Annotated in this window: 19 protein-coding genes; 7 read left to right on the plus strand and 12 right to left on the minus strand. The window is 57.2% G+C overall.

Features of this window, described 5'->3' with window-relative positions; translation table 11 throughout:
* Nucleotides 1-35 precede the first annotated feature (35 nt).
* The 4 genes from J7382_RS10320 (at nt 36) to J7382_RS10335 (ending at nt 3,765) form a co-directional block, all read left to right on the plus strand.
* On the plus strand, nt 36-1,301 hold the full coding sequence (locus J7382_RS10320) for an extracellular solute-binding protein (protein ID WP_188128127.1): 1,266 nt from the start codon (nt 36-38) through the stop codon (nt 1,299-1,301).
* A 128-nt stretch (nt 1,302-1,429) separates the two neighbouring features.
* Entirely contained in the window at nt 1,430-2,281 is an 852-nt protein-coding gene (locus J7382_RS10325) for an ABC transporter permease (protein WP_209068951.1), read from the plus strand.
* A gap of 3 nt (nt 2,282-2,284) precedes the next feature.
* Nucleotides 2,285-3,124, plus strand: a complete 840-nt coding sequence (locus J7382_RS10330) for an ABC transporter permease (protein ID WP_209068952.1) — start codon at nt 2,285-2,287, stop codon at nt 3,122-3,124.
* Nucleotides 3,124-3,765, plus strand: coding sequence for an aspartate/glutamate racemase family protein (locus J7382_RS10335; RefSeq protein ID WP_209068953.1), 642 nt, complete (start codon nt 3,124-3,126; stop codon nt 3,763-3,765). The genes J7382_RS10330 and J7382_RS10335 overlap by 1 nt, the downstream gene beginning before the upstream one ends.
* Nucleotides 3,766-3,809: 44 nt before the next feature.
* Here the strand turns inward: J7382_RS10335 and J7382_RS10340 are convergent, their stop codons facing one another.
* The 3 genes from J7382_RS10340 to J7382_RS10350 are packed head-to-tail and all read right to left on the minus strand — an operon-like array spanning nt 3,810 to nt 5,746.
* On the minus strand, nt 3,810-4,352 hold the full coding sequence (locus J7382_RS10340; RefSeq protein WP_280638118.1) for a cytochrome b: 543 nt from the start codon (nt 4,350-4,352) through the stop codon (nt 3,810-3,812).
* A 23-nt stretch (nt 4,353-4,375) separates the two neighbouring features.
* Nucleotides 4,376-5,437, minus strand: a complete 1,062-nt coding sequence (locus J7382_RS10345) for a DUF3500 domain-containing protein (RefSeq protein ID WP_209068955.1) — start codon at nt 5,435-5,437, stop codon at nt 4,376-4,378.
* Nucleotides 5,438-5,458: 21 nt separating this feature from the next.
* The gene (locus J7382_RS10350) at nt 5,459-5,746 is read right to left on the minus strand and encodes a DUF2218 domain-containing protein (protein WP_209068956.1); all 288 of its coding nucleotides are present in this window, start codon (nt 5,744-5,746) and stop codon (nt 5,459-5,461) included.
* A 93-nt stretch (nt 5,747-5,839) separates the two neighbouring features.
* Between J7382_RS10350 and J7382_RS10355 the strand changes: the two genes are divergently transcribed.
* Nucleotides 5,840-6,721: a LysR family transcriptional regulator gene (locus J7382_RS10355; RefSeq protein WP_209068957.1), complete on the plus strand. Its 882-nt coding sequence runs from the start codon at nt 5,840-5,842 to the stop codon at nt 6,719-6,721.
* A 92-nt stretch (nt 6,722-6,813) separates the two neighbouring features.
* Here J7382_RS10355 and J7382_RS10360 read toward each other — a convergent pair whose 3' ends face one another.
* The 4 genes from J7382_RS10360 to J7382_RS10375 form a co-directional block, all read right to left on the minus strand.
* On the minus strand, nt 6,814-8,571 hold the full coding sequence (locus tag J7382_RS10360; RefSeq protein ID WP_247744948.1) for a sulfite reductase flavoprotein subunit alpha: 1,758 nt from the start codon (nt 8,569-8,571) through the stop codon (nt 6,814-6,816).
* Nucleotides 8,572-8,576: 5 nt separating this feature from the next.
* A complete protein-coding gene (locus J7382_RS10365) occupies nt 8,577-14,063 on the minus strand; it encodes a glutamate synthase-related protein (protein ID WP_209068958.1) in 5,487 nt (1,828 codons plus the stop codon).
* 347 nt (nt 14,064-14,410) lie between these two features.
* On the minus strand, nt 14,411-14,980 hold the full coding sequence (locus J7382_RS10370; RefSeq protein ID WP_209068959.1) for a carboxymuconolactone decarboxylase family protein: 570 nt from the start codon (nt 14,978-14,980) through the stop codon (nt 14,411-14,413).
* 47 nt (nt 14,981-15,027) lie between these two features.
* Nucleotides 15,028-15,513: an acyloxyacyl hydrolase gene (locus J7382_RS10375; RefSeq protein WP_209068960.1), complete on the minus strand. Its 486-nt coding sequence runs from the start codon at nt 15,511-15,513 to the stop codon at nt 15,028-15,030.
* A 247-nt stretch (nt 15,514-15,760) separates the two neighbouring features.
* Here J7382_RS10375 and J7382_RS10380 point away from each other — a divergent pair, with 247 nt between their 5' ends.
* Together J7382_RS10380 and J7382_RS10385 are read left to right on the plus strand one after the other, a co-directional pair.
* The gene (locus J7382_RS10380; RefSeq protein ID WP_209068961.1) at nt 15,761-17,272 is read left to right on the plus strand and encodes an FAD-binding domain-containing protein; all 1,512 of its coding nucleotides are present in this window, start codon (nt 15,761-15,763) and stop codon (nt 17,270-17,272) included.
* Between the two features lie 8 nt (nt 17,273-17,280).
* Complete coding sequence (locus J7382_RS10385) at nt 17,281-17,424, plus strand: DUF2256 domain-containing protein (protein WP_209068962.1); 144 nt, start codon at nt 17,281-17,283, stop codon at nt 17,422-17,424.
* A 20-nt stretch (nt 17,425-17,444) separates the two neighbouring features.
* On the opposite strand, the gene J7382_RS10390 is transcribed toward J7382_RS10385, so the two are convergent.
* The 5 genes from J7382_RS10390 to urtE form a co-directional block, all read right to left on the minus strand.
* Entirely contained in the window at nt 17,445-19,013 is a 1,569-nt protein-coding gene (locus J7382_RS10390) for a cryptochrome/photolyase family protein (protein ID WP_209068963.1), read from the minus strand.
* A gap of 96 nt (nt 19,014-19,109) precedes the next feature.
* The gene (locus J7382_RS10395; RefSeq protein ID WP_209068964.1) at nt 19,110-20,237 is read right to left on the minus strand and encodes a DegT/DnrJ/EryC1/StrS family aminotransferase; all 1,128 of its coding nucleotides are present in this window, start codon (nt 20,235-20,237) and stop codon (nt 19,110-19,112) included.
* A complete protein-coding gene (locus J7382_RS10400; protein WP_209068965.1) occupies nt 20,237-20,896 on the minus strand; it encodes an acetyltransferase in 660 nt (219 codons plus the stop codon). Before J7382_RS10400 ends, J7382_RS10395 begins: the two co-directional genes overlap by 1 nt.
* Nucleotides 20,897-20,945: 49 nt before the next feature.
* Nucleotides 20,946-21,899, minus strand: a complete 954-nt coding sequence (locus tag J7382_RS10405; RefSeq protein ID WP_209068966.1) for a hypothetical protein — start codon at nt 21,897-21,899, stop codon at nt 20,946-20,948.
* A 641-nt stretch (nt 21,900-22,540) separates the two neighbouring features.
* The gene (gene urtE, locus J7382_RS10410; RefSeq protein ID WP_209068967.1) at nt 22,541-23,236 is read right to left on the minus strand and encodes an urea ABC transporter ATP-binding subunit UrtE; all 696 of its coding nucleotides are present in this window, start codon (nt 23,234-23,236) and stop codon (nt 22,541-22,543) included.

Consider the following 23,236-nt stretch of genomic DNA (forward strand, 5'->3'; position numbering starts at 1 on the left):
AACTGTTCAACAAAGAGGATACTGCTATGACGACAATCTCAAAGATACGCTATTCGCGTCGCGGCCTTTTGAAGGCAGGTGGCGCGGCGGTGGCGGCCGCCGCGCTTCCGGCTCCAATGGTCTGGGGACAAGAGACAAAAAACATCACCTTGCGCCAGTTTGGCACCGGGGTGTCCAACCTGAACGAGGTGGCCAAGAAAGTCAAAGAAGACCTTGGCTTCACTCTGGAAATGACCGCGCTTGATTCTGACAGCGTGACCCAGCGCGCGGCCACTCAGCCAGACAGCTTTGACATTGCCGACATTGAATACTGGATCTGCAAAAAGGTCTGGCCCACAGGCAATCTGCAAGCGATGGACACCTCCAAAATCGCCAATTACGACAAGATCGTGGGCACTTTCCGCTCTGGCAAGCTGACACCTGAGAGCGTGATTGCTCAGGGCACCGCGCCGCACACGGTGGGCTTCACCACGGGTGTCGATGGCACGGAATTTGTGCAGGAAGAATCCGGTTGGATGACACTCATCCCCACGATCTATAACGCCGACACGCTGGGCATCCGCCCGGATCTGATTGGCCGGCCAATCAAGAACTGGTCAGAGCTGCTCAACCCGGAATTCAAAGGCAAAGCCTCCATCCTCGACATCTCCTCTATCGGCATCATGGATATGGCGATGGTGGTCGAATCCATGGGGGAATACACCTACCCGGACAAAGGCAATATGACCCGCGAAGAGATCGACATGACGCTTGGCATCTTCACCGAAGCCAAGAAAAACGGTCAGTTCCGCGCCTTCTGGAAGAGCTTTGATGAAAGCGTGAACCTGATGGCCTCCGGGGAAGTTGTGATCCAATCCATGTGGTCCCCTGCGATCACCGCAGTGCGCAGCCAGGGCATTCCCTGTGTCTATCAACCGCTGGAAGAAGGCTATCGCAGCTGGGGCGGCGGGCTTGGTCTGTCGGCCTCCCTGTCTGGCATCGAGCTGGACGCGGCTTATGAATACATCAACTGGTATCTCTCCGGTTGGGTGGGTGGCTTTCTGATGCGTCAGGGCTACTACTCTGCGGTGCCTGAAACCTCCAAAGCCTTCATGTCTGAAGATGAATGGGGCTTCTGGTTTGAGGGCAAAGAGGCCAAAGGCGACATCACCAATCCTTTTGGCGATGTGATGGAAAAGGCCGGTGCCGTGCGTGATGGCGGCTCCTTCTATGACCGGATGGGGGCCGTGGCCTGCTGGAACGCGGTGATGGATGAAAACCAATATATGGTGCGCAAGTGGAATGAGTTCATTGCCGCCTGATCCATAAGGCGCGGGGGCTTTCAAGCCCCCGTTTGCCAATAGGGCAAACCCCCATAGGCAGTTCAAAATGGGGCCAGCCCCCATACCCCCGGAGTATTTCCGGTCAGAAGAAGAGAAAGAGGGCAGGAATGATATCGCGTCATGTGCAGGGGTGGCTGATGGCTGCGCCGCTGACATTGGTCTTGGCTGTGTTTTTGCTGGCCCCGATTGTGATGATCGTGGTGGTCAGTTTCTGGGGGGCCACGGAATGGTCGATCTATCCTGCTTTCCTTTGGGACAATTATGATTTTCTGCTGACCTCCAAAGTGACCTATCAGGTGTTTTTCAACACCTTCAAATATGCCGCGATCACATGGGTCTGCACCCTGCTGATCGGGTTCACTGTGGCCTATTATCTGGCCTTTCACATCCGCAGCACCACATGGCAGGTTGCGCTGTTTCTGCTCTGCACCATCCCCTTTCTCACCTCCAACATCATTCGCATGATCAGCTGGATCCCCTTTCTGGGGCGCAATGGGCTGGCCAATTCCACACTCCTGTCCTGGGGCGTCATTGATGCACCGCTGGACTGGCTTCTGTTCAGCGATTTTAGTGTGATCCTCGCCTTTGTGCATCTGTACACGCTGTTCATGGTGGTGCCGATTTTCAACACGATGATGCGCATTGATCCTGCGCTGATTGAGGCGGCCACCGATGCCGGTGCCAGCGGCTGGCAGACCTTGCGCCATGTGGTGATCCCGCTGACCAAACCCGGCATCATGATTGGCACGATTTTTGTGCTGGCGCTGGTGATGGGGGATTTCATCACCGTGCGGTTCATGTCAGGCAGCCAATCCGCCAATGTGGGGCGCATGATCCAGAATGATATTGGCCTGCTGCAATATCCCTCAGCCTCCGCCACAGCGGTGATCCTTCTGATCACGGTGCTTTTGCTGATTGGCACGCTGTTGCGCTTTGTTGACATTCGCAAGGAGCTTTGAGCCATGGACAGCCGGCCCAGATCTTTCTACCTGCTCACCGCGTTTTTTGCGCTGTTTCTGATCTTTCTTTATGGTCCCACCCTGACCATTGCGATCCTGTCCTTTCAGGGGCCCGGTGGGGGGCTGACCTTTCCGATGCGGGGTGTCTCTCTGCATTGGTTCCGTGACCTGTTTCAAGAGCAGGCCGTGGGCGACATCTGGGGCGCATTCCGGCGCTCCTTTGTGTTGGGCGTGATGGTGATGGCGACCACGGTTGTAGTCTCACTTATGGGCGGGCTGGCCTTTCGCAAGCGCTTTGCCGGGTCGACCGTCCTGTTTTACCTGATCATCACTGCGCTGGTGATCCCCTCGATTTTGGTGTCGCTGGGGGTGGGGCTGATCTGGTCGCAATCCGGTCTGCCGGTGCATTGGGCGACCTCTGGCTTTGGGGCACAGCTCACCTGGACGCTGCCTTTTGGGCTGTTGATCATGTTTGCGGTCTTCAACCGCTTTGACAGTGCCTATGAAGAGGCGGCGCGCGATCTTGGTGCCTCCTCCTGGCAGGTGATCCGGCATGTGGTGCTGCCCATCATTGCGCCCTCGCTGATTGGGGTGGCGCTGTTTGGCTTCACCCTCAGCTATGACGAATTTGCGCGCACGCTGCTGACCTCTGGCAGCTACAACACCTTGCCGCTGGAAATTTTCGGCATGACCACCAATGTCACAACGCCGGTGCTGTTTGCATTGGGCACGCTGACAACCGTGTTTTCCCTGCTGATCATTCTGGTGTTTCTGCTGAGCGCCTGGATCCTCAACCGTCGCCGGGCGCGGCGCGGGTCAGATGCGGGCAGAGGAGATCTGTGATGGCGGTGGCGCTGATCAATCCCAACAGCACCGCCGCAATGACCGCAACAATGACAGAGGTGGCCCGTCACGCCGCCCCTGAGCTGAGTATTGAGGGGATCACTTCCACCAAAGCGCCCGCAGCCATTCAGGGCCCAGACGATGGCGCAGCGGCCGAACCCCACCTTCTGGAGCTGGTGTCACAGAGTGCAGCTCAGGGCGCGGAGGGCATTATCATTGGCTGTTTTGATGACACCGCCCTTTTGGCAGCCAGCAAGCGCGCGCCCTGCCCTGTGGTCGGCATCGGGCAGACGGCCTTTCACTACGCCGCACTGCGCAACTGGTCCTTTAGCGTGGTGACAACCCTCTCGGTTTCTGTGCCCGTCATTGAGGCTAATATTGCCGCGCAGGGTCTGACAGGATTTCAACGGCGGGTGCGCGCCTCTGATGTGCCGGTGCTGGAGCTGGAGCACGCCCCAGAAGCGGCGGCGCAACGGATCCTTCAGGAAGCCCTGGTGGCCCAAGAACAGGATCAGATCGATGCTCTGATTTTGGGCTGTGCGGGCATGACAACTGTGGTGGAACAGGTCCGAAATGCTCTGGACATTCCGGTGATTGATCCGGTGGTCTGCGCGACGCAAAGCCTGCGATGGCTGCTGTAAAGCAGCTTTAGTCGCTGGAACCCGAACCGTGTAATTAGGAAAGTTCAAGTGCGCCCCAGCATACGACGCAGTGTGGCATCACGATCAATCACGTGATGCTTAAAGGCGCCGACCACATGTAGGGCAATGACGCCAACCAAGAACTTTCCAGCAAACCCGTGCACCGTGCCTGCCAGATCCGATATCCCTTCACTGATGGCAAGGCGCTGTCCCTCGTCGCTCAGATTGGCACCAATCAGTTCCAGGCCGAAAACAGAAAGTCCCCGCCCAGCCATCACGCCATCCAAAATCCCGGACAACGGCAAAACAAGGGTCCCTGCAATCAAGATCCAATGGGTGATGAGCGCAAGCTTACGTTCCCAAGCAGCGCCTTGGCTGATGTGCGCAGGCCAGCCTTGTCGCAAGCGGACGACAACGCGAAACAAAATGAACGCGAAAAGAAGAACACCCAGGGATTTGTGAATCGGATACAACGCAAAAAGGCGATTTTCGCTCATATACAGGCCCAACCCGATGAGCAGGATCATCCCCAAACCCACTCCCCAGTGCAGGGAACGCTCGAGCTTTGACAAAGGCTTCGTAGACATATTGTGCTCCTGTGGCCCGCAGCCTATTTGCCGTAATCAAAAGTCGGATTGCGATACATCGTGTGATAATGGCCAGCGCCGACAGCACTGCTGCCGACATTGCCCCCCGTAGAGAGCATTTCAATGATCAAACTTGGCCCCTGAATGCGCATATAGGTTGGCGTATTCACCTCATCAGATCCTGTCCAAGCGTATGAGATATCAGCAAGCTCATCGGTCAAGGCTTGCATACGCAGATCCGCATTTTCATTGGGTTGCACAGAAATCCACTCCTTGATCGCCACAAGCAGAAGTTCCTGCTGCGGTGCGGTCATCTCAGCCGCTGAGAGACCAATCACCGGGGGTATGACATCATCGTTGCCCGGCCCCGTCAGGACATCCTCAGGTACGCGGCCCGCATCGGCGCGCGCTTGCTGTTCCGCGTTCAGGGCGGTGAAGACCGCATATCCCGCCAGATGCATGTCGCGAACCGCTTCATAGTCCACCCCATTGAGCGTGAAAATCGCCGGTTCTGTGCCAATGAAACTCGGCGACATGGTCTGCACCCTGTTACCATCGATCGAGATATTGAGACCCAGATGATGCCCGCCAAATTGCCACCCCCAAGCGGTATCGGCGGAGGGTGTTCCATAGAAAGACAACCAATAGTTTTCAGGCGCCCATTTGAGCTGTTTGGCCCGACGATCCGTGCTCAGGAAGGCTTCTGCTGCGATCACTTCTGCCACGCTTTCATAGCCTTCATCTCCCAAAGAAGAGGCCAGAAAGGCAAACAACAAGTTGCGTTGCTCTTCGCTCATTTCGCCAATGGAAATGCCGCGGCGAGACACAATCCCGGCGGGCAGATTAGACCAACCCGCGCGGATATCGGCATGAAGATCAAACATGAAGCCTGCCTTTTCCGCATCCGAAAATGTTCCCAAAAGCGCTTCAGCAGCCTGTAAAGCAGCCTGCCCGGAGGCTTCGCCGTAAGGCTGCGCATAAGTCGGGATCGGCACCAAAGCGGCATGAGCGTGATTGGGTGCTTCATGTCCGATAGCCGAGGTACTCAGAAGTAAAGCAAGAGCCGCGCTGGAAACAAACTTCATCATCATTCTCCTTTACGGATTTTACAGAATATCTGGCCAAGCGATGGAGAGGCCTTCGCGAAACGCAAATCGTTCCAGATGTCGTGCCAATATCCGGGCGACCTCCTGCATCTGCGGCTGAGATGCGGCTTCGACGTGTAACGTCAAATGGGCTTCCCCCACTTCCACGCGACCTGTGCCCGCATTGAAATGAAACACGATCAGATCATCTGCGACTTCCACATCAATCTTATGGGCAAAGTGCTTGGCCATCTGAGCCGCATAAGAGGGGGCCTTACGTGTGTCGATTATCTTCTGTGCGCGATACATCAGCTCCGGCCTCCTTCGTACAAAAGAATAGCCCACACCCATAAAATAGATTAGATGCTCTTTTTAGAACCCACTTTTCGATTGATTGAATGAATGCAGCGCTATGTCCAAAGCCTAATGGCCTTCGTGGCGGTCGGAAAAACCGGGGCCTTTGTCCGCGCCGCAGAAGAGCTTGGTGTCAGCCCATCAGTGATCAGCCACCATGTGGCACGTTTGGAGGACCATCTGGGCGAAACACTAATACACCGCACCACCCGCAAGCTTACCCTGTCCGAAAACGGCAAGCGCCTTTTTGAGAGTGCCCAAGCGGGTTTACTGCAAGTGGAGCGCGCTCTGGACCAAGCTCAATCAGAAGCCGAAGATGTGGCAGGGGCTTTGCGCATTGCCCTGCCCGCCTTTGTGCCTGACCCGCAGCTGGAAACACGGATCATGGCATTTGCAACGCGCTACGAACATGTCGCGCTGACGCTGGATTACTCCGATGAGATCGTCGATCTGGTCTCACACGGCTATGATCTTGCCATCCGACTGGGAGACTTACCCTCCTCCAGTCTTGTCCGTCAGCAGATTGGCAGCGTGACCCATATGCTGGTCGCGACGCCGGATTTTCTGATCCGGCATCAGGCCGCGACACAACCGCAGGATCTCGCACATCTGCCAATCGTGGCCATGGGGAGCGCCTATGACCGCATTACGCTTCACAAGGCGCACCACAGCGAAACTGTGCAACTGGAAAGCAGCCGGATCAAAGTACAGAGCATTCACGGGGCCCTAACAGCAACCTGCGCCGGTCTGGGCTTTGGCAATTTGCCCCATGCGCTTGTACAGGAGCACCTGACCGCCGGCCGGCTCGTTCCAATTTTACCGGAATGGTCTTTGCCACCGCTGGTGATGCAAGCGGTTTGGTCAGGAACCTCGCATCGGCGTGATTTGTCGCGGCGGTTCGTGGACTGGCTCAAGCTTGGGCAGCCCTAAACACGCCTCAAAATATCAATTCAGCCTACGCAGGAACCAAAAAGCCCCTGCTCTTGCAAGCAGGGGCTGTGTAATGGTGCGGTCTTTCGGCCTCAGTAGACGTCACGCACGTAGCGCTTGTCGCGCTTGAGGCCGTTTACATAGTCCACAGCCCCGTCTGCGGAGACGCCGCCATGGGTCTGCACGATCTGATGCAATGCATCATCGACATCGCGCGCCATACGGGTGGCATCGCCACAGACATAGAAATATCCGCCCTCTTCCAGTTGAGCGAACAGATCCTTGCCATTTTCCACCATCCGGTGCTGCACATAGACTTTCTCGGCCTGATCGCGGGAGAAGGCCAGATCCAGACGGGTCAGCAGGCCCGAGGCGCTGAAGGCGCTGATTTCGTCCTCATAGATAAAATCGCTGGCGCGGTGCTGATCGCCAAAGAACAGCCAATTGGCACCGCTGGCACCGCGCTCCCGGCGTTCTTCAAGGAAGGCACGGAACGGCGCGATGCCTGTGCCTGGGCCGACCATGATCATTGGCACGCTGTCATCTTCGGGCACGCGGAAGCTCTTGTTGGGGGACATGAAGATCCCGGCCTGTGCGCCTTCTGGCACATGATCGGCCAGGAAGGTGGAGCACACGCCGCGATGCGGGCGGTTTTCATACATCCAGCGCACGGCCGCGACAGTGAGATGCACCTCACCGGGATGGGCCTTGGGGCTGGAGGAGATGGAATAGGCCCGATGCTGCAAAGGTTTGAGCCAGCTCATGACCTCGGCTGGATCTAGGGCCAGATCCGGGTTCAGGTTCAGCAAATCAAGCGCGTCCTTGCCCCAGAGGTAATGCTCCAGCGCTTCTTTGTCACCGTTGCTCACCACATGGCTCAGCTCATCGTTTTTGGCCAGAGGCTCCACCGCACGGATCAGATCACGCGAGGGTGTCATGATTTCCAGACCGGTGGTGAGAAGATCCCCCAAGGCCGTGCCATTGATGTCTGTGTCTGCGCCCGCGCCCAGCCGATCCAGCCAAGCCTGCACCAGATCAGGCGCATTGACCGGCATCACACCAAGAGCATCGCCTGCTTCGTAGGACATGCCGCTGTCACCCAGATCAAAGGCAATGTGGCGGATCTCTTTGGCAGATTTCGAGCCAGAGACGATGCGATTGTCCAGCATGGTGGACACATAGGGATTTTTACGCCCCCAACCGGATTTTTCCTTATTGGGAGCGGCATCTGCGGCAGGCTCCGCCGCGCTCACACTGCCTGCATCGGGAATGGTCGCCGCAATCCAGGCTTCGGCGGCATCTTCAAAATCGACATCACAATCCACACGCGCACCAAGACGCCGCGCGCCCAGTTGTTCCAGACGAGTGTCCACCAGTTTGCCTGCCTGACAGAACTCGTCATAAGAGGTGTCGCCCAGCGCCAGCACGCCGTAGCTCAGATTTTCGAGCCGGGGTGCGGTGGTCGCGCTGAGCGCCTCCCAGAACTGATGCGCATTGTCGGGCATCTCCCCTTCGCCATAGGTAGAGACCACGACGATCAGGTTTTGCATGGTCGCCAACTGCTCCATGCTGACGTCATCCATTTCCGCCAAACGCGGTGCAAAGCCCTTGGCCTTGGCCATCGCGGCAGCCTCCTCTGCCACGGTTTCGGCATTGCCGGTTTGCGTGCCAAAGAGAATATCAAGGTGTTTGACGTCTGCGGCCTGTGCCGCCGGCGCGGCAGCGGCCCCAGCGCCCGTGGCAAGGCGCGAATGCAGCCCGGCCAGAAAGCCCCCCAGCCAGGTCTTTTGCTCACCAGAAAACGGCGCATCCTCGGGGATATAGGGCACTTTAGTTGTCATATCGTTCATTGAAGTTACTCCGCTGCAGTGCGGGCGATGACATCTGGCATCGCGTTTTCGGCAAAGAGCGCGTCAAAGCTGGGCACCTCGCCCAGCGCCGCGCGGTTTTTGGCACTTTGGTGCAGGATCCAGGCATAGGTGCCCGGGCTGTCCATACTCAGAATGTTGCGCAGGCTCAGCGCGCGCTTGAAATCACTCAGACGTTTGTTGGCCACCAGCGCCGCCAGACCGGCGTCATCATAGGTTTCCACCGAGGCCTTGGCATGTTTTGCCAAAGCCGCCATCAACCCAAAATCTTCTGTCAGGATCAGGTTGCGGGCGGCCTTGTCTCGCGCAATGCGGTCCGCCGTTTTGACACGTTTGGCTGCGATCACCTGTGCCTGTTCCAAAACGATGTAGCTGCCCAGCAGGCGGAACATTTCATCGGTGTCCATCTCGCCATAGGCAGGCACAGCCCCACGATGCACAGGACGGCCATGTTTCCAGGCTTTCTTGAGCTCCGCAATCTGATGCGCTGCCAATGCAGACGCCAGTTCATCCATCAACTCCTTGCGGCTGCGCGCCGCCAGAATGGCATCAGCATCCTGATATTGCAGCAGCGCTTTGGGCATGATCCACGCCATATGGCTGCGCGTGTTCTCCCAATCGCCCAGCAAATCCTGCCCCTTGGCAGAGCCGGTGGCCTCCACATGCCATGTCAGCATCTGCCGCACGGCCTCTTCGTGAATGCGCGCATGATCTGAGCCATCCACAAGCGTGCCCATCAGCACGGAATCCTTGCTGATCATGTCGTTCAGTCGCCCTTCAGGGTCATACTGATACGCAAAGCCACCTGACATGCCGTTGCCAAAACCTTTGGCAAAGTCACCGATATTGAGGATCGCGCCGTTGGTCATATATTCGGCGCAGAAATCCCCGACACCTTCGACCACAGCGGTTGCGCCCGAGTTGCGCACGGCAAAACGGTCACCTGCCTGCCCCTCCACAAAGGTCCGCCCACCGGTGGCCCCAAAGAGGGCAAAGTTGCCGATCAATACGTTTTCGCGCCCCTTGGCACCGCCCGGGCTGCGCACGATGATTTCACCGCCCGATGCGCCTTTGCCCACACCATCGTTACAGGTGCCGGTGTGCTCCATCACCATGCCATCGTTACAGAAAGCGCCAAAGCTCTGTCCTGCGGAACCGTGGGTCTGCACATGGATGGAACGCGGATCAAGATAACGCCGCCCCCTGACATCTTCGTGGGCCGCTGCGGGCAATTCGACGAGTTCATGATTGAGCAGACGTTCGATATCCACGCCCAGCTGCCCCCCCACCGTCTTGTTGCGGTTGTTCAAAGGCGCATTGGGCCGCAACTCAATCCGGCGCTCCCCGCCCTCAATCAGACGTGATTTCACCTGATCCAACAGAGCATCATCCACAGAGAAGTCTTTTTCGAGATAGATCGGGTTTTCGACTTTGATCTCCGGCACATTGGTCAGCATGGCCCGCAGATCCAGCTTGCCCACAGAGGAAGGGTGATCCAGCAGATGCAGCAAGTCAGACCGCCCACGCGCCTCCTCCAGAGAGGTCAGCCCCAGTACGGCCAGAATCTCGCGGACTTCATGGGCAATGTTGAGCAAATATTGCGCAAGTGCACGCGGGTCGCCATCAAACACTTCCGGATTGGTCGTAAGACCCGCCGGGCATTTCACGTTGCAGTTCTTGGCCATCACGCATTTCAGCATCATCAGCGCGGTGGTGCCAAACTCAAAGCTGTCCCCGCCCAAAAGCGCGCCTTTGACCACGTCAGAGCCGGTCTGCATCGCGCCTGAACAGCGCAGCAGAACCTTCTGGCGGATGCCATTGGCACAGAGCGCCTGATGCACTTCGGCAATGCCGATTTCCGCCGCACGCCCGGTGTATTTCAGCGAGGTCACCGCCGCCGCACCGGTGCCGCCGGTGTTGCCCGCAATGTTGATCACATCGGCCCCTGCCTTGGCCACGCCCACCGCGATGGTGCCGATGCCTTCGGAGGAGACCAGTTTCACAATCACGCGCACGCGGGCGGCTTTGGCATCATGGATCAGCTGACCAAGGTCTTCGATGGAATAGGTGTCATGGTGTGGCGGGGGCGAGATCAGCTCTACGCCGGGCGTGCCGCCCCGTGCCGCGGCAATCTCAACCGTGACTTTTGGCGCAGGCAGCTGGCCGCCTTCGCCGGGCTTTGCCCCCTGACCGATCTTGATTTCAATCTCTTCGAGGTTTGGATCCGCCAGATAGCCCGCCCAGACGCCAAAGCGACCAGAGGCAAACTGTTTGATACGGCTGGCACGGATGGTGCCATAGCGGGTGATATGTTCCCCACCTTCCCCAGAGTTGGACATGCCGCCCACCATATTGGTGCCATGGGCCACGGCCTCATGGGCGGAGGCCACCAGCGCGCCGTGGGACATGGCCCCAGAGGCCAGACGCCCGGTGATTTCAGAGGCCGGTTGCACCGCGCTCAAATCGATCCGATCCGGCGCAGGGCGGATGCGGCAGATATAATCCAACGCCATCCCTTTGACAGACACACGCAAAGCGCCTTTGGTGATGTAATGGCCTTCCACATCTGTGCCAAAACGATCCACCAAGGTTTCCGCCAGCACATCAAGACGGCCAAGATCTTGCGCTTTTGGACCCGTCAGGCGCAGCAAAAACGCGCCCTCTCCAAGCGCTTCGACCTCCACGCCCCGAATGACAAAGTCATTGTTGCCCGCACGGTTGAAGAGCATCATCTCGCGCTTCATATCCGCCACGGTATCAAGGAACGTAATGTCGGCCGGGAAGGCCAGCACATCGCGCAGCGCGGCCGGACGGCGGTGGCGCTCTTCTGCCATCATTGCGCTGAATGCGCGATAGCCCGGCGTGATCTTAAAGTCGTCGATCTTGTCCTTGGAGAGTTTTTCAAAGGACGTGTTCACATAGCCTTTGTCATCCACTCCAAAGGCATCATCCATCTGGCGCAGCGTCATCAGGCGGAAAGGATCGGTCTCCCCATCAAGGCTTCCATCGTCGCCATCCGTGCCTGCATCAAAACTGATTTTCTCTTCGGTCAGGTCTACAAATCCACGCACGGCTGTGGTGCCATAAGAGTGGCCCGCGCCTTCGGCGCGCTCTTTGAAGAGGCCAAGAATCGGAATGTCTTGCTCACTTTCCACGGTGAGCGCACGCGCATGCCAATCAGCCACAGAGTTTGCCACCACATCAAAGCGCACGCCACCCACGGGGGTTTTCATATTGGGCAGATATTTGGCAAAGACCGGATCATTCGTATCAAGGAAGTTTGGCTCGAAGAACTCGCCGCCAGAATAGCTTTCAACGGTGCAAAGCCCGACTTTGCCCATCGTCTTCATCAGGGCCTTCTCAGCGGCCTTTTTGAATTTGCGGTAGGCCTCAGGCGCATCAGCGCCATAGAGTTCTTCTGCCCGCATCCGCACAGCCATTGGATAGACCGCAGAGGCCCCAAAGCCCAAAGCGCAGGAAATGTGATGGGACGAACAGATCTGCCCGCTTTCCACCACAAGGCTGACCTTAAAGCGCATGCCTTCTTCGATCAGACGCTGGTTAATCGCCGAAATGGCCAATGTCATCGGCATAGGCGCACGCGCCCGACTCAGATGCCGGTCGGTCAAAATGGCAATCCCGCCTTGCTCACGGGCAAAGGCCACAACCGCATCCGCCACCGCATCAATCGCATCGGTCAATGAGGCTTCATTGGCAGGACCATCGCCAAACACTGGCGTGTAAAGGATATCAAACTTGGCCCACGGCGTGTCCGCCTGGGCTTTGATTTTCAACACATCCGTCATCAACAGCACCGGGCTGTTCACCACAATTTGACGCGCCCGGCTTTGGCCAAGATGGGGCTTTTCGCCCAGCGCCACACGCAGGGTCATTCCATCCGCCTCGCGAATGGAATCCAGCGGCGGGTTGGTCACCTGTGCAAAGCGCTGGCTGAAGTATTTGGCCACGCCGCCTTCATTGTCAGACAGCGCATTGATCGCATTGCCGTATCCCATGGCTGAGACTTTCTCGACCCCGGTCTGCAACATCGGATCCATCAGGAATTTGAAGCTTTCCTGATTGAGCGTGTAGCCTACATAGCGCGCCGCCCAAACCAGATCCCCGTCATAGCGCGCCGCCGCATCCGCAGGCAGGGTTTCCGCCACGGGCAGGTCATCAATATTGACCTGCGCTTCGGCCAGAAGCGCCGCGTAATCCTTGGCCTGCGCCAGCTGTTGCAGCGCCTCCTCAGTTTCATAAATCCGGCCTTCGGCGTGGTTGAGGTAAATCATTCCCCCCGCTTCCACACGGCCCCGGCGCAACACCTCTTCGGGCGGGAAGTCAATTTGCCCGGCCTCAGACATCACCGCCAGATAGTCATGGGTTTCCACCGAACGCATCGGGCGCAGACCCAGACGGTCCAGACGGGCGCCGATGATATTGCCATCGCCAAACACCAGCGCAGCGGGGCCATCGTTTTTCTCTTCACTCAGAGAGAAATACTCCAGCATAGCCCGCACATCCGGGCTGACCCGGCTGTCATTTTCCCACGCAGGCGGCATCATCGCCACCACGGCGGTCACAAGATCCAGCCCCTCGTCATAGACCCGCGCATTCAGCGTCTGGTCCAGACGGCAGCTGTCCGATTGCCCTTTGGGGCGTACAATCGCCTTATTGCGTGCCAGCGCAATGGCCGCTTCACTCAGGCGGTTTTTCTTGTCGGTGTTGAGCTCGCCATTGTGCGCCATCAACCGGAAAGGCTGCGCCATAGAGGGATGCGGGTCGGTGTTGGTGGAAAAACGTGTATGGAAATACAGCGTGTGCACCGCATGATCCGGATCCATGAGATCCGCGAAATAAGGGATGATCTCCCAAGAGTTCAGCCGTCCTTTGAAGACCTGCATGCGCGAAGACAGCGACAGGGGATAAAGGCCCTCAAGCGCCGGGTCCGTATAGGCTTCCGCCTCAATCGCCAGCAAGGCCACATGAATGCGACGATCAAACTCCGCCTGCGCCACGCCTTTGGGAGCGACAAAAACCCACTGCGCGATAGGCAATTGGCATTTGACCGCCCGCGCCCCAATCGCCTCATTGTTCACCGGCATATTGCGGATGAGCTTGGTCTCAAATCCGGCCTCATTCAGCGCGGTCTCAATCAACTGCGCAGCGCGGTCATGTTGGCTTTCGTCTGCTGGCAGAAAGAAGTTGCCCACGCCAAACTGCCCTGCGGCCAGATCGACACCGGTCAGCTTGCGGAAAAAGGGCACTGACAGGTCCACCGAGACACCTGCCCCATCGCCAACACCTTCGGATGACATGCCGCCACGGTGCGGCACCGCACAGAGCGCCTCATGCCCGCGTTTGAGCACATCGTGGGTCTGAAGACCATCTTTGCGTGTCAAAAAACCAACGCCGCAAGAACTTTGTTCGCGGTCAGGATCGTAAAGGCCAAAAGGGGCTGGCTTGGTCTGCATTCCGAGCTCCAAAGACAAAAGAGGGACGGGACCACCCGCGTGCGCGGTGTGGGCATAGGCTGTCTCTGGCGATTGGCTGGAGGTCTATCGGACCCTGCTGTTAACGGAGCCATGCCAAAACTTCAAGTCTGCCGTGGATGAAACGCCGCAGCAGACTCCTGAAAACACGGGGAGGTATCTGAGAAAACGCCCTGTTTTTATGGGCGTTTTCCGTCCGCAACAGGTCTGTTTGCGACGGTGCGTCCTCTTGAGACCAAAGTTAACGCATGCGCCCCTGAAAGCGTTTCGGGTTTTACCTGAAACGCCATAGTGCGGACATAGCCTCACGAGAACAGATGGCGCAGCCCTCACTCTGCAGCCAAAGCGAAATCCGCTGTCCACACATTGTCCTGAAACTTCGCATCCAGCTCAGTATCTGCCACGTGGTTTGTATAGTTTGACAACATTTTCAATGCCATACCGAGGATGACATCCAGAACGGTTTGAAGCCCATATCCCACCGCCACCAATGCTGCGATGTCTGCCTCACTCGGCCAGCCGCGCGTTTCATTCATGACAATCACAAACTGGCGCAGCGCTTCAAATTTGACATCCGCAAGCGGCCTATTGCTGCGCAGGGCGGCGATCACCTCGGGATCCACGCCTGCCAGTTGCGAGAGCGTTGTATGCGCCGCCATGCAATATTGGCACCCATTAAGCCGGTTGCTGGTCATCAGAATGATCTGGCGTTCCGTTTCTGTCAGATGGGTCTTGGCAAAGCTCGCAGCCAAGGCGATGTAACCCTCCAAAATCGCGGGGGATTCCGCCATCTTGGCATATAGGTTCGGCAAAAACCCATACCCGCGCACCGCGTTTTCCATATTGGGCTTGGCGGCTTCGGGGGCGGTGTGAAGGCTGTGGGTTGGAAAATCAGTCATGGCTCTCTCCTAATGAGGTTTCACAAAAAATCGTCAGATTGGGGGCACTATCGCCCAAGCGGCATCGTCCAGCGCAGGCTCAGCGCATCCAGACCGGGGTTGCGCGAGGCGGTGGAGGCGTTGGAGATATGGGACAGCGCCAACGACAGAGAACTGCCGTTTTTCAGGCGTCTCCCAATGGCCAGAAGGCTGCGAATTTCAAACTCAGAGCCCAGATCGTTGCGCGGCTTGTCATGGGCAAACAGACCCGGCATGACGCTGCCTTCCAGAAACCAGCGCTGCCCCATCTGATAACGGCCCACCAAACCTGCGCCGACATGTGCGTCTTGCGTCTCAAACAGGGTGAGCGCACCGCCCCATGCAAGCGAAAACCGGTGACGCGTAACAAAGGGGCGGGCGTGATACTCCATCGAAATCATGCCCGCGTCTTCGGCCTGCGCATCCGCAAAATCCGCATAGCCTGCGCCCAAGACCCAATGCTGTGCCTGCAGCGCGTTGCCGCTCAACAGGAGCGCATATAGCAGTTTCCTCATATCTCCCTCACCCTCTGTAGCTCTGCCCTGCGCGCAATCACGTCATGAACAGATCGGTTAATGTGGAGATAGAGATACGGTTTTGACTGGCGCAGGGTATTGACCCTGAATGCCAAGCTCTTGACCGCAGATGTCAAACGCGGCGCGCACCAACAAAGCGATGACCCCAACAGGATCACATCCGAAAGAGACCCGGGCGCGTAGTCTTTTCAAAGCCATCAAAGGGCGCGTAACAAAAGGGCATCGGATGCAAATCGTCTGGTTCAAACGGGATCTTCGGGTGCAAGACAATGCTGCCCTCTGGCAGGCGGCACAGCGGGGGCCGTTGATCCCGCTCTACGTGGTGGAGCCGGACTATTGGCAACAGCCAGATGCCTCAGCCCGCCAATGGGATTTTGTTGCCGAGAGTCTCACCGAACTGCGCCAAGATCTGCATATCTGCGGCCAGCCGCTGGTGCTGCGCATGGGAGACATGGAGACGGTCTTGCAGGATCTCCACAACAGGCATGGGCTCACCGATCTCTGGTCACACGAGGAAACCGGCAATGACTGGACCTACAGGCGGGATCAGCGTGTCGCCGCATGGTGCCGCGATAAGGGCATCACGTGGCATGAGTTGCGCCAAAACGGGGTGCAACGCCGCCTGAAATCGCGCAGTGGCTGGGCCCGAGACTGGGATAGCTTTCATAATACGCCCCTCTGCCCCTCCCCCACACTGAAGCCTGTTTCAGAGCCCCTTGGCGAGCTGCCAGATGCAAAGACGCTGCAGCTTGCACCAGATCTCTGCGCCGCGCGCCAACCCGGAGGGCGACGGGCCGCAGAAGAACGATTGTCGAGCTTTCTGACAGTGCGTGGCCGGACCTATCGCAAAGCCATGTCCTCCCCGCACACGGGCGCATATGCCTGTTCCCGGCTGTCGCCACATCTGGCATGGGGCACGCTCTCCATGCGCGAGGCCACCCAGGCCACACAGCGGCAGCACCTGGCGCTGGCCGCTGCGCCCGCACGCGGCGCGGCACAGTGGCAAGGCGCGCTGTCCTCCTTCAACGCGCGCCTGCACTGGCATTGTCATTTTATGCAGAAACTCGAAGATGAGCCCCGCATTGAATTCGAAAACATGCACCGCGCCTATGACGGGCTGCGGCCATCGGCCCCGGATCACGACAGGCTCAGCGCATGGCGCAATGGAGAAACCGGCCTGCCGTTTGTGGATGCCTGCATGCGTGCACTACAGGCCACAGGGTGGCTTAACTTCCGCATGCGCGCCATGGTCATGTCGGTGGCCAGCTATCACCTTTGGCTGCCGTGGCGCGACAGCGGCCTCGCACTGGCGCAGCTCTTCACCGATTATGAGCCGGGCATCCACTGGAGCCAGACGCAGATGCAATCCGGCACCACCGGCATCAACACCCCGCGCATCTACAACCCGATCAAACAGGGCCTAGACCAAGACCCGGATGGCCGTTTCACACGCAGATGGGTGTCAGAGCTGCGCGACATTCCCGATCAGCACCTGCAAACGCCATGGAAAGCCGACACTGCGGGGCATGTGCTTGGCAAGGCCTACCCCCATCCGATTGTCGACCCTCTGACCGCCGCCAAGGCTGCGCGTGACAAAATCTGGGCTGTGCGGCGTGGCCCCGGCTTCAAACAGGAAGCCGCAGCGATTGTCACCAAACACGCCAGCCGAAAGCCCACGCGCAGACGCGCGGCAAAGTCCAAAACCACCCCGCCGCAGCAGCTTAAGCTGCCATTTTAGGCTCCCCCATGAAAATGCGCAAAAAGGCCGACTTGCCTCAAAAGATATGTGTAACCTGTCAGCGGCCTTTTAGCTGGCGCAAGAAATGGGCCAAGGCTTGGGAGGAGGTGCGGTATTGTTCAGACCGCTGCCGACGAGAGGCGTGCCGCTAGCACCTGAAACCCACTCAAGCTCAGTCCCAGAGCCGATCCAGCACCGCTTTGGCACTGTCCAAATACTCAGCCTGCTTCCCCTCTGACATGCGATCCCACGTGCGGTAGGCGTGACCGATCCGGGGATTACGGCTCAGCTTCTCCCGGTTGCGCACCATAAAATCCCAATAAAGCGCATTGAAGGGACAGGCCCCTTCCCCGGTTTTCTGGGCCACGCGATAGCGGCAAGCCCCGCAATAATCGGACATCTTGTTGATGTAGTTGCCGCTGGCCGCATAGGGTTTGGAGCCCAGCACGCCCCCGTCGGCAAACTGACTCATGCCAATCACATTGGGCGCCTCAACCCATTCATAGGCATCGGCATAGACCGCCAGATACCATTCATGCACCGCATGGGGATCGACACCGGCCAGCATGGCAAAATTGCCCGTCACCATGAGCCGCTGAATGTGATGCGCATAGGCCTCTTTGCGGGTCTGCCCGATTGCCTGAGCGAGACAGTGCATGTCGGTGTCCCCGGTCCAATAAAACGCAGGCAAAGGGCGACTGGCCTCAAAGAAATTCTCCGTGGTGTAGCCCGGCATCTTCAGCCAGTAGATCCCGCGCACAAATTCACGCCAGCCAATGATTTGCCGGATATAGCCCTCCACCGCATTGAGCGGCGCATGGCCCTCGTAATAAGCCCGCTCCACACGGCGACAGATTTCCATCGGCCCCAGCAATCCGGCGTTCAGATATTGCGCCAGAACGGAGTGATAGAGAAAAGGCGCATCGCTGAGCATGGCGTCTTGGTAATCGCCAAAAAGCGGCAGAGCCTGCGTGGCAAAATGCTCCAAAGCCTCAAGCGCCCCGGTACGGGTGGTGGCAAACCAAAAAGGGTGCAGATCTCCAAAGTTCTGCGGCAGATGGCGTTCCACAAGCTCCAGAACTTCTTGGGTCACCGCATCGGGCGCAAAGGCCCGCGGGCGTGGCATGAAAATATCTGCCTGCGCCGCTTTGCGGTTCTCCGCATCATAATTCCAACGCCCGCCCTCAGGCTCTGTGCCCGCCATCAACAGCCCGGTTTTGCGCCGCATCTCGCGATAGAAATACTCCATCCGCAACTGCTTGCGCCCCTTGGCCCAGCTCTGAAACTCCGCCTCCGAGCAGAGGAACCTGTCATCCTCCAGCATCGTCAACGGCACCTGCTGCGCGGCTGACCATTCTGCAATCTCAGCCTTTAGGCGATATTCGCCCGGCGTACAGATTCGCACGCCAGACAGGTGGTAGGTCGCCAAAGCGCGGCCCATCTCCCCCACCAATGTGCCGCTGTTGTCCGCAACATCATACCGTGCGTAATGCACGCGCCAGCCCTCTGCGCGCAGCGCCTCAGCATGATGGCGCATCGCCGCAAACAGAAAGGCGACTTTTTTCTTGTGATGGGGCACATAACTGGCTTCGGCGGCCACTTCCGCCATCAAAATCACATCACGCGCCGGATCGGCGGCCTTGAGTGCGGCAAGCTCGAAGGACAGCTGATCCCCCAAGACAACCACAAGCCCGCCCACGGACGCATTTTCCTCTGGTGCATTTTGTCCTGTATGGGCCATCCCGATCCCCTGCGTCGTGCTGATGTTCACACCTACGGAGCAGGACGGATCACAGATCGAAAAATCAATGCATTGGGAAGGAAGGGCCGCACACCGTCAGGTCATGGCATGAACATAGAAAGCCTCGGCAATGGCGTCGCGCACCCGCGCAATCTCTCCGTCGGTCATATCCACGCTAAACGGCAATCCCAGAACATAGGGGGCAATCTTGTTCGTCGTGCTCAAATCACCACGGGGAAAATGCGTATACGCCTTGAGACGGTGGATCCCCTCCCCCCACCATTGCCGGGTCAGCACACCGCGTTTGAGCAGCTCAGATGCTAGAAAATCCGCAGGCACCTCTGTGGTGATGTGAAACGTGGAAGAGATGAAAGACGGTTTGGATGGGTTCGGGAAAACCGACAATGGCAGCGGCTCCAGCGCTTCGACCATCTTGTTGAAACGCTCTGCAAACCGGCGTCGCGTCATATCCCAAGTCTTGAGCGAGGCCAGTCCCACCGCCGCGTGGTATTCACTCATTTTGTAATTGTGCCCAAAGGTCTGGCCAATAGCGCCATCCAGATATCCAAAATTGCCATCTGCCAGAGCATCTCGGAGCACATCTTTGTTGAAGTCAATCAACCACCCCCCCTCTCCCGAAGACAGGGTTTTGGTCGCATGCAGGCTTACCACTGTGGTCAGGTTTGGATAGGCTTCCAACTCCTGTATGACAAAATCAAAGCCTGCAGCCGCATCGATAATCACCGGGATTCCTGTCAGCGAGGACCACTCATCCCACTCTTGCAACGGCACGCTTTGCCCAAAGGGCGCGACAACCATTACCGCTGCCAGCTTGTCCAAAGGCATGTCACGCAGCGCCAAGGGCGAATAGGCCCAAGTGTCCTCTTCCACATCGACAAAGTAAGGCTGCATCCCCGCCTCAACCACCGCCGCTGCGGAAGCAACAAAACTCCATGCAGGGAGCGCGCAATATGGCCGACCAGCCAGCCCTTTCACCCGCAAAACAGAAGTCAACCCTTGCGTTGCATTGCCCACCAAGATGGAAGAGGACACGGGAAAATTAGCCGTTTGGTCAAGTTCTCGCAGAAAGCTACGATACAGAGGGCCATGGTTGCTATAGTAACGATTTCGGTCGATTTCCTGCAGAAACGGCATCAAATCCGCCGTTGCGGGCAATTGCGGTCGCATCACCGGGATCTGGCTATGTCCACCTGCAGCGCTCATTACAATGGCCGTCCTGGCACACCAATAATGCGCGTTTGTGGCGGCACAGAACGGATGGCGACCGTGCCTGCCGTCAGCATGGCGCCCTGTCCAATCACAATCGGCTTTTCAGGTGTACCATTGGAAATGATCGCCCCGGCCCCAATGAAAACATCATCCTCGATCTCGACATAGCCACTGACAATGGCACCGGGAGCAATGGTCACGTAATCACCGATGGTGACATCATGGCCGACATTGATGTTGGTCATGAGCTGTGTGTGGTCCCCGATCTTCACGCAATTGCCCACGAGAGTGTTGAGCCCCAGATAACTCCCCTCTCCTATATCGACTGCTTTCCAGGGCGCGTCCGTCCGATCCCCGTCAAAATGCCGCGCGAACCGCGCGCCCAACGCGCAGAACTCTTTCGCTACCTTTCTCCGAATGCTCGGTGTGCCGGGACACAGGAGCATGTAGCTGGAGTCGGCATAGTCCCTCTTCCAGGTTTCCAGGGAGATCAGCGGAAGTTGCGTGTACTGCTCAAAACCATCCTCGGAATCCAAATCCATGAAGGCCACGACCTCATACCCGCTCCCGCTGCGCATAACTTCGTCATAGACGAACAGGGCTTGCCCGGAGGTCCCATATAAAACCATAGGCCTTTTTGCTGTGTCCTTCATTTTCCCACCTCAAATAAAAGGACAATTTTTATTTTCTCAAAAACACGCATTAAACTGCTGCACCTCTTTCAAAGAACACATCTTCAAGAGACAACACGTGCTTCTGAAACATTTGGAGAATGGCGCTGTCGTATTCCGCCAAAGAGAAATCCAGAAAGGCCTCACGCTGACAAAGAAATTTGTGACGGTCAAAGACGTCCCGGCGCTGATAATGCAGAACCCGTACATCCTCAGGAGAGGACAGGCCACATCGCAACATCGCATCTTCATTGGTGCAATTATACTGAGGCCCGAGTTGCAGAAATTGCACCCGTTCCATTTCGATGGCGACAGTCAAGGCCACCTGCAGAGCAAAAATATGCTTATTACCGGGCCGCAGCATGCGCGCCAGATCAAGCGTGATCTGCGCCATCCGCTTACCCAAAATCTCAAAGGCAGAGCGGTTCATCACCGTGAAGCCCTGATTGATATACATCGGGCTTTTGCCCTGTGATGCAGGGGCCAGCGTATGATTGTAGTCAAACTCCGGCATGGGTACATCAAACAATGCAAAAGCCTTTTGCCACCATTCTCGATTTTCATCAGGGTCTTTGGAAAACGGGGATTGATGCGCCATCATACCGGCCAGAGTCGGCCGATCCTGCGCAGCAACAATTTCAAGCAAAGGCTGAATATCCTTGGTGATACACAGATCCGCGTCGCACATAATGACCACGTCTTTTTCAAGTGGATTGGCAATTCTGTCGATCACAGACGCAAATTCCGTGGTCCGCACTTGCGGCGGAATAATTCGCCAATGCAAGTTGGGATCATCTTGGGACCAGGCATTGATCTCTTTGGTCAGTTCCGGTGTCGGGTCTTTGGGTGTTCCGCCCACTGACACATGAATAGGGACGGCTTCATAGACACCTCCCAAATTGCGCAGAGATTTCACCGCGAGCTTCACATTTGAATAAAACCCATCGGTGGGCAAAATGGGTATTCTTATTTCAAAATCAACCAAAGCTTTTCCTCTGCGCCTTTTTGTGGCATTCTACAAAAAGGCGTCATATTAATTGATCGCATCGCCTATTAGGCATGCATTTAATTTAATTCGCACCAACACAGAGTGAGATCGGCACAGATCTCTTGCATAACCCAAATATGCTTCCGTCGAAAAACCACGGAGCATCTGAAGAGACGGTCAGCCTCACACTCACGCCAAGGTGACCCGCATCCAACAACGCAGCCTTGGTCGTTCAGTCTGTATCAGTTGCAACCTGCAAGGACGATCTTGCAGCGTTCAATTGCGTCATACTCCGTACGGTGCAACATGCGCTTACGAAAAATATTCTCAGCGTTCGCACAGAGAAAAGTTCGAAATTCTCCTATAAAGTCACCACTTACATCGCGACACTGCTCAGCAAGCCGACGCAGTCGCTGGGAACTATGTTAAAATTTGTCGTAAAATAAACTAACTTGATGCGCTTTGGTGTCAATCTCAAAACACATGGCGACGCAACGATCAGCCCATGATTTTACAACCATGGTTAATTGCAATGCACAGGCTGCTCGCCCCGAAGCTCACCTAAAAATAAGGGTTCAAGAGGCGATCACTTCGCAACGGGACCGGAGCTTAAAGCGCGCAGGCCTGCAAGCGTCGCCTCACACCGAAACACTGTCCAACAAAGCACCACGATCCATTTCTGCCTTACTGCCCTGCAAAAGCACCTCCCCACGGCGCAGCACCACAAAGCGGTCGGCCAGATCATAGGCAAAGTCGAAATACTGTTCGACCAGCACAATCGCCATCTCTCCCTTGTCGCGCAGCAGTTTGATGACCTCGCCAATCTGCTGAATGATATTGGGCTGAATGCCCTCGGTGGGTTCATCCAGCAACAGAAGTTTGGGCCGGGTGATCAGGGCCCGGGCGATGGCGAGCTGTTGTTGCTGCCCGCCGGAGAGATCCCCGCCGCGACGGTTCTGCATCTCCTTGAGCACAGGAAAGAGCTCAAACATCTCTTCGGGCACGGCGCGCTCTGACTTGGGCAGACAGTTAAAGCCGGTCTCCATGTTTTCGCGCACAGTCAGCAGCGGGAAGATCTCACGCCCCTGCGGCACAATGGCGACCCCTTTGTGGGCCAGCGCCTGCGCGGGAAGCGGCGGCAGCGCCTCCCCATCCAGCGACAGCGTGCCACCAGAGCGTGGATGGGTGCCGGAGATCGCCTTGATCAGGCTGGTTTTACCGACGCCATTGGTGCCCATGACACAGGTGACCTCGCCCTGCTGCGCCTCCATGGAAATGCCATTGAGGATCTGGGAATGCCCATAGTGCAACGTGATGTCTTTGAGTGTCAGCAT

This window comes from Shimia sp. R11_0 (assembly GCF_017744035.1).
Taxonomy (GTDB): domain Bacteria; phylum Pseudomonadota; class Alphaproteobacteria; order Rhodobacterales; family Rhodobacteraceae; genus Shimia; species Shimia marina.

Bases quoted from the DNA above. Each gene is read 5' to 3' on its own strand.
- J7382_RS10325 (WP_209068951.1), top strand. From the start codon at position 1,430: ATGATATCGCGTCATGTGCAGGGGTGGCTGATGGCTGCGCCGCTGACA.
- J7382_RS10330 (WP_209068952.1), top strand. From the start codon at position 2,285: ATGGACAGCCGGCCCAGATCTTTCTACCTGCTCACCGCGTTTTTTGCG.
- J7382_RS10335 (WP_209068953.1), top strand. From the start codon at position 3,124: ATGGCGGTGGCGCTGATCAATCCCAACAGCACCGCCGCAATGACCGCA.
- J7382_RS10340 (WP_280638118.1), bottom strand. From the start codon at position 4,352: ATGTCTACGAAGCCTTTGTCAAAGCTCGAGCGTTCCCTGCACTGGGGA.
- J7382_RS10345 (WP_209068955.1), bottom strand. From the start codon at position 5,437: ATGAAGTTTGTTTCCAGCGCGGCTCTTGCTTTACTTCTGAGTACCTCG.
- J7382_RS10350 (WP_209068956.1), bottom strand. From the start codon at position 5,746: ATGTATCGCGCACAGAAGATAATCGACACACGTAAGGCCCCCTCTTAT.
- J7382_RS10355 (WP_209068957.1), top strand. From the start codon at position 5,840: ATGCAGCGCTATGTCCAAAGCCTAATGGCCTTCGTGGCGGTCGGAAAA.
- J7382_RS10360 (WP_247744948.1), bottom strand. From the start codon at position 8,571: ATGAACGATATGACAACTAAAGTGCCCTATATCCCCGAGGATGCGCCG.
- J7382_RS10365 (WP_209068958.1), bottom strand. From the start codon at position 14,063: ATGCAGACCAAGCCAGCCCCTTTTGGCCTTTACGATCCTGACCGCGAA.
- J7382_RS10370 (WP_209068959.1), bottom strand. From the start codon at position 14,980: ATGACTGATTTTCCAACCCACAGCCTTCACACCGCCCCCGAAGCCGCC.
- J7382_RS10375 (WP_209068960.1), bottom strand. From the start codon at position 15,513: ATGAGGAAACTGCTATATGCGCTCCTGTTGAGCGGCAACGCGCTGCAG.
- J7382_RS10380 (WP_209068961.1), top strand. From the start codon at position 15,761: ATGCAAATCGTCTGGTTCAAACGGGATCTTCGGGTGCAAGACAATGCT.
- J7382_RS10385 (WP_209068962.1), top strand. From the start codon at position 17,281: ATGAAAATGCGCAAAAAGGCCGACTTGCCTCAAAAGATATGTGTAACC.
- J7382_RS10390 (WP_209068963.1), bottom strand. From the start codon at position 19,013: ATGGCCCATACAGGACAAAATGCACCAGAGGAAAATGCGTCCGTGGGC.
- J7382_RS10395 (WP_209068964.1), bottom strand. From the start codon at position 20,237: ATGAGCGCTGCAGGTGGACATAGCCAGATCCCGGTGATGCGACCGCAA.
- J7382_RS10400 (WP_209068965.1), bottom strand. From the start codon at position 20,896: ATGAAGGACACAGCAAAAAGGCCTATGGTTTTATATGGGACCTCCGGG.
- urtE (WP_209068967.1), bottom strand. From the start codon at position 23,236: ATGCTGACACTCAAAGACATCACGTTGCACTATGGGCATTCCCAGATC.